The sequence below is a fragment of the Stenotrophomonas sp. 05L44_2 genome (assembly GCF_056665995.1).
Window position 1 is genome coordinate 1 of the sequence record NZ_JBFTNR010000213.1, and the last position, 5582, is coordinate 5582.

Annotated in this window: 7 protein-coding genes; 3 read left to right on the plus strand and 4 right to left on the minus strand. The window is 66.6% G+C overall.

Annotated features, from left to right (window positions below; all coding sequences use genetic code 11):
* On the minus strand, window positions 1–505 hold a 505-nt coding region (locus tag AC1VAN_RS09330), incomplete at its 3' end, for a ferritin-like domain-containing protein (RefSeq protein ID WP_480985684.1).
* 30 nt (window positions 506–535) lie between these two features.
* Window positions 536–1018, minus strand: a complete 483-nt coding sequence (locus tag AC1VAN_RS09335; RefSeq protein WP_480985685.1) for a redoxin family protein — start codon at window positions 1016–1018, stop codon at window positions 536–538.
* A gap of 259 nt (window positions 1019–1277) precedes the next feature.
* Here AC1VAN_RS09335 and AC1VAN_RS09340 point away from each other — a divergent pair, with 259 nt between their 5' ends.
* Complete coding sequence (locus AC1VAN_RS09340) at window positions 1278–2180, plus strand: DnaJ C-terminal domain-containing protein (protein WP_442251901.1); 903 nt, start codon at window positions 1278–1280, stop codon at window positions 2178–2180.
* 143 nt (window positions 2181–2323) lie between these two features.
* On the opposite strand, the gene pilH is transcribed toward AC1VAN_RS09340, so the two are convergent.
* The gene (gene pilH / locus AC1VAN_RS09345; protein WP_005410644.1) at window positions 2324–2695 is read right to left on the minus strand and encodes a twitching motility response regulator PilH; all 372 of its coding nucleotides are present in this window, start codon (window positions 2693–2695) and stop codon (window positions 2324–2326) included.
* Between the two features lie 88 nt (window positions 2696–2783).
* Window positions 2784–3779 (minus strand): YhdH/YhfP family quinone oxidoreductase, encoded by a 996-nt coding sequence (locus AC1VAN_RS09350; RefSeq protein WP_032976611.1) that lies wholly within the window; start codon window positions 3777–3779, stop codon window positions 2784–2786.
* A gap of 152 nt (window positions 3780–3931) precedes the next feature.
* On the opposite strand from AC1VAN_RS09350, the gene hflK reads away from it, so the two are divergent.
* Both hflK and AC1VAN_RS09360 read left to right on the plus strand, forming a co-directional pair.
* On the plus strand, window positions 3932–5068 hold the full coding sequence (gene hflK / locus AC1VAN_RS09355) for an FtsH protease activity modulator HflK (RefSeq protein ID WP_025877038.1): 1137 nt from the start codon (window positions 3932–3934) through the stop codon (window positions 5066–5068).
* On the plus strand, window positions 5065–5582 hold a 518-nt coding region (locus AC1VAN_RS09360), incomplete at its 3' end, for an SPFH domain-containing protein (protein ID WP_480985686.1). The genes hflK and AC1VAN_RS09360, both read left to right, overlap by 4 nt.

The following is a 5582-nucleotide window of genomic DNA, read 5'->3' on the forward strand; positions in this document are numbered from 1 at the left end:
GGATGCGCTTGGTGGTGGTATCGCTGTCGCCGATGAAGTTGATCATCTCGCGGTAGCTGTCGATGGYGATGCGCTCGGCCACCAGATTCTCGCGGACCATGTCGCGCAGGTCGCTGCCTTCCTTGTATTCGGCGTGCGAGCGTGCGGTCAGCGTGTCCGGATTGAGGTCAGGCGCGCCGCCGAGCTGGACGATGCGCTCGGCCAGCTTGCCGGCGTGCGCCTGCTCCTGTTGTGCGTGCTCGAGGAACTCGCCCTTGACCGCATCGGCCAGCATGCCCTTGGCCATGAAGTAGTGCCGGTAGTAGCGCAGCACGCATACATATTCGGTGGCCAGCGCGTCGTTGAGCAGCTTGATCACCACCTTGCGGTCGGCGCTGTAGCTGTCGGTGATCGCTCCGTCCTCGATGTTCTTCCGTGCCCGCTCGCGCAGGGTCTGGCGATCGCTGATGCCAGCGACCTTGGCGGAAGGGGAGGTGTTGCTGGCTTTGGCTGGCTTGTTGGACATGGCTGGCCGGTTTCCTCTGCAGTCAGGGTTTCAGGTGGGCAGGTGATCCAGTACGTAGTCGGCTGACGACACCTCGAACTGGCCGGGCTCCTCGATCCAAGCCGCGCGCACCGTGCCGTCCACCACGTACAGGGCAAAGCGACGCGAACGCGTGCCCATGCCGGATGAACTTGCATCCAGCTCCAGGCCAAGTGCACGGGTCAGTTCGGCATTGCCGTCGGACAACATCAGCAGACCGTCGGGTACGTGCTGGTCGGTGGCCCAGGCYTTCATCACGAACGGGTCGTTGACCGCCAYGCAGWASACRTCGATGCCGCGRTGGCGGAACGCCTCGAACTTTTCCACGTACCCGGGCAGGTGGCGGGCCGAGCAGGTGGGGGTGAACGCACCGGGCACGGCGAACAGCACCACCTTGCGCCCGTCGAACAGGGCGTGGGTATCGAGGGTCTCGATGCCTTCGCGGATGCGCTTGAGAGTGACTTCCGGAATACGGTCGCCGACATGGATGGTCATGGGAACTCCTTGCTGGGTGAGGGTAGGGGCCAGGAGGGGACGGACGCGTCAAGACATTGGAAAACCCATGTATACACCCCATCTCCGTCGTCCGCGGCGGGCTGTCAGCCACAGCATGGGGCCGGGCGATGGCAGGCGCATTGCGCTGGATCAGTCGGCCTCACCGTTGCCGCACGACCGGCGGCGTAGCATCGCCGGCGCGTAGAATGAACCCGGGGCGGCGCCCACCGGCGCGGCCGAAGCGAATCGAGGTAGCTGGATGGAATTCAAGGATTATTACGCCACCCTGGGGGTGGAACCGAGCGCGGGCGAGGCGGAAATCAAGACCGCCTATCGCCGGCTGGCACGCAAGTACCACCCGGACGTCAGCAAGGAGGCCGGGGCCGAGGACAAGTTCAAGGCCATCAACGAGGCCTACGAGGCKTTGCGCGATCCCGAGAAGCGCAACGCCTATGACCAGTTGCGTGCGCAGGGCTATCGTCCGGGCGAGGAATTCAACGTGCCGCCGAACTACGGCGGTGGCGGTTTCAATTTCGAGGAAGTGTTCGGCGGCGGTGGCCCCAACGGTGGTTTCAGCGACTTCTTCGAGAGCCTGTTCGCGCGCCAGCGCGGCGGCCAGGGTGCAGGCCCGGGCCCGGGCCCGGGCCCGGGCTTCAGCAGCCATGGCCATGCGCCCAACCGCGATACCCGGGCCAAGCTGTCGGTACCGCTGGAGGCGGCCTACAGCGGCGACAGCCTGCGCATCACCGTCAACGGCAAGCAGCTGGACGTGCGCGTGCCCAAGGGCATCCGTCCCGGGCAGGTGATCCGCCTGGCCGGGCAGGGCAATCACGGCGGCAACCTGCTGCTGGAAGTGGAGTACGCCGCGCATCCGCAGTTCGAGGTCGACGGCCGCAACATCCTGTACACGCTGCCGGTCACCCCGTGGCAGGCCGCGTTGGGCACCAGCATCAGCGTGCCGACCCTGGGCGGCGCGGTGGAACTGAAGATTCCGGCCGATTCCGACGCCGGTCGCAAGCTGCGGCTGCGTGGGCGCGGCCTGCCGGGCAGCCCGGAGGGCGACCAGATCGTCGAGCTGGAGATTGTCGCCCCGGCGGCGACGGACGACGCGCAGAAGAAGGCCTATCGGAATCTGGCCAAGGCGTTTGGCGAAACGATCTGAAATTCGCTTCGGTGGGTGCGGACCTCGGTCCGCACGCCTTGCGGTAGTGCCGGCCGCTGGCCGGCAGAGGCGTGCCAACCAAGGTTGGCATCTACCAGAGCAGAGGCGTGCCAACCAAGGTTGGCATCTACCGGAGCGGTGGGTCAGCCTTGACCGGCGAACACCCGCTCCAGCACYTCGGACAGTTCGTCTTCYGARAACGGCTTGGTGATRTAGGCCTTGGCGCCCTGGCGCATGCCCCACATGCGGTCGGTGTCCTGGTCCTTGGTGGTCACCAGGATCACCGGAATATGCCGGGTCGCCTCATCGCGGGCGAGCGTGCGGGTCGCCTGGAAGCCATTGAGGTTGGGCATCACCACGTCCATCAGCACCAGGTCGGGCAGCTCGGCCTTGGCGGTCTCCACTCCGGCCGCACCATCGGTGGCGGTCAGGATCTGGTGCCCGAGCTTCTCGACGATGCGCTGTATCCCCAACAGCTGCGACGGTGAGTCGTCGACGATCAGAATGCGTGCCATGTTGTTCCCCATGTGATGCCGGAAGTGTAGTGCCGGCATCCTGTTGGCGGGAGGGCGACAGCTGCCGTCCGTCGCCTGCCTGCGACGTTCAGTCGATCCGCACCACCGTGCGGCCAAGCGAGCCGCCCGCCAGCATGCGATCGAACACCGCAGGCAGACCGTCCAGACCGACTTCGGCGGTGCAGATGCGGTCCAGGTGCTGCGGTTTCCACGCGTCACCCAAGCGTGCCCACACTTCTTCGCGCAGCGCGCGCGGGGCATTGGCCGACGAAACGCCGAGCAGCGAGACACCGCGCAGGATGAAGGGCATTACGGTCATGTCCAGCGTCGGGCTGGCGGCCAGTCCCGCACTGACCACGCTGCCGTAAGGCACGGTCTGGGCCAGCAGACTGGCCAGCATCGGCCCGCCGGCGTTGTCCAGGCCACCGCCGAAACGTGCCGACTGCAGCGGACCGGTGTCGGCAAGGGCATCACGCGGCAGCACCTCGGCAGCACCGATACCGCGCAGGAAGTCGCTCTGTTCCGGTTTGCCGCTGATCGCGTGCACGGCATAGCCGGCGCGGCTGAAGATGTCCACGGCCAGAGCACCGACCCCACCGCTGGCGCCGGTAACCGCCAGTGGCCCAAGCTCGGGCGTCTGCCGGTTGTCCTGCAGGCGCAGCAGCGCCAGCGCGGCGGTGAAGCCGGCGGTGCCCAGCACCATCGCCTCGCGTGGGCTCAAGCCCGCCGGCTGGGCGATGACCGCGCTCGATTCCAGTCGCACATACTGGCTGTAGCCGCCATCACGGGTTTCGCTGAGGCCACAGCCGGTGGCCAGTACCGCATCGCCCTCGCGCCAGGCCGGATCGGTGGAGGCGACCACCGTGCCGGCCACGTCGATCCCGCCCACCAGCGGGAAGCGGCGCAGGATGCGGCCTTTGCCGGTGCCGGCCAGGGCATCCTTGTAGTTGACCGAGGACCAGTGGGCGCGGATCAGCACCTGGCCGGGGTTGAGGTCGTCCAGACGCAGCGGGACCAGGCCGCTGCGGTAGCCGGCGTCGTCTTTTTCGATGCGGAAGGCGGTGAACGGGGTGGTGGGGGCCATCGGCGTTGCCTGACTTCGAGGAAAACGCCACCTTACCCGCTCCGGCCCCTTTCAATCCTGCCGGTCCGCCCCATCTTGTATGATCGGTAGTGGTTAACGGCTGGCGTTGCGGGAAGGGCCCGCGTCGCAGCCCACATCTTGATGGAGCGTGCATGGCCTGGAATACACCCGGCGGCAACAAGGGCGGACAAGGCCCCGAGGACAATCGACGCGGGCCGTTCGGGTCGCGCGGCGGTGGCAATGGTGGCGGCTGGGGCGGATTGCCCGGACCGCTGAAGGATCTGTTCGACGGCGGCATCCTGCGTTGGGTGGTGGCGGCAGTGGTCCTGCTGGTGCTGTTCTCCAGCTTCCAGCTGATCGGCGAACAGCAGCGTGGCGTGGTGCTGCGCTTCGGCCAGTTCTCGCGCGTCCTGACCCCTGGCCCGAACTTCAAGTTGCCCTGGCCGATCGAATCGGTCACCAAGGTCAACGCCACCGAGATCAAGACCTTCTCGATCCAGGTGCCGGTGCTGACCCGCGATGAGAACATCGTCAATGTCTCGTTGAACGTCCAGTACCGCATCGATGACCCGCAGCAGTACCTGTTCGGCACCGTTGATGCCAACCAGGTGCTGGAACAGTCGGCGCAGAGCGCGGTGCGCGAGGAAGTCGGTCGCGCCGACCTCAACGCCGTATTGAACAACCGTGGCCCGCTGGCCGTGGCCGCCGAAGAGCGCCTGCAGACATTGCTGCGTGCTTTCAAGACCGGTCTGACCGTGACCGGCCTGACCCTGCAGGACGCCCGTCCGCCGGAGGAGGTCAAGCCGGCCTTCGACGAGGTCAACGGTGCCCAGCAGGTCAAGGAGCGCCTGATCAACGAAGCCCAGGCCTATGCGGCCAAGGTCGTGCCTGAAGCGCGCGGCCAGGCCTCGCGTGCCCGTACCACCGCCGAGGGCTACAAGCAGGCCGTGGTGTCCAAGGCCGAGGGTGATGGTCAGCGCTTCAGCCTGCTGCAGGCCCAGTACAAGGACGCACCGGAAGTCACCCGCAAGCGCCTGTGGCTGGAAACGGTGCAGCAGGTGCTGAGCGAGAACCGCAAGGTCATTGGTGGCGATGGCCGCCAGCTGATCTACGTGCCGATGACCGGTGATACCCGTGCCAGCACCTCGGCACCGGCGCCGGTTCCGAACCCCGATGTGGTGATGCCGTCGCTGCCGGGTACCACCGCAGTGGAAGCTTCCCGTGATCCGGGCCGGCCGGTGGGCCGCCCGACCGGGCGTTCGAGCGGCCGTGAGGAGGGCAGCCGATGAGAAATTCAATCTGGATCGCCGTTGTCGTAGCGGTGCTGCTGGGCCTGCTCGGCTCGGTGTACGTGGTCCGTGAGGACCAGACCGCCATGGTCCTGAACCTGGGCAAGGTGGTGCGTTCGGACATCAAGCCGGGCCTGCACTTCAAGCTGCCGGTGGTGGAAACGGTGCGGGTGTTCGACCGCCGCTTCCAGGTGCTGGACACCGCGCCGGCCCGTTACTTCACGGCCGAGCAGAAGGACGTCAGCGTCGACTTCTTCGCCATCGGTTACATCTCCAACGTGGGCGATTACTTCCGTGCCACCGGTGGCGATCCGCGTATCGCCAACGCCCGCCTGGCACCGATCATCACCGACTCGCTGCGTAACCAGATCAACTCGCGCACCCTGCAGCAGCTGGTGTCCGGCGACCGCAGCGAGCTGATCGCCGAGCAGCTGAAGGGCATCAACGAAGCCGTTGCCGGGCTGGGCATGCAGATGATCGACCTGCGCATCAAGCAGGTGGACCTGCCCACCGA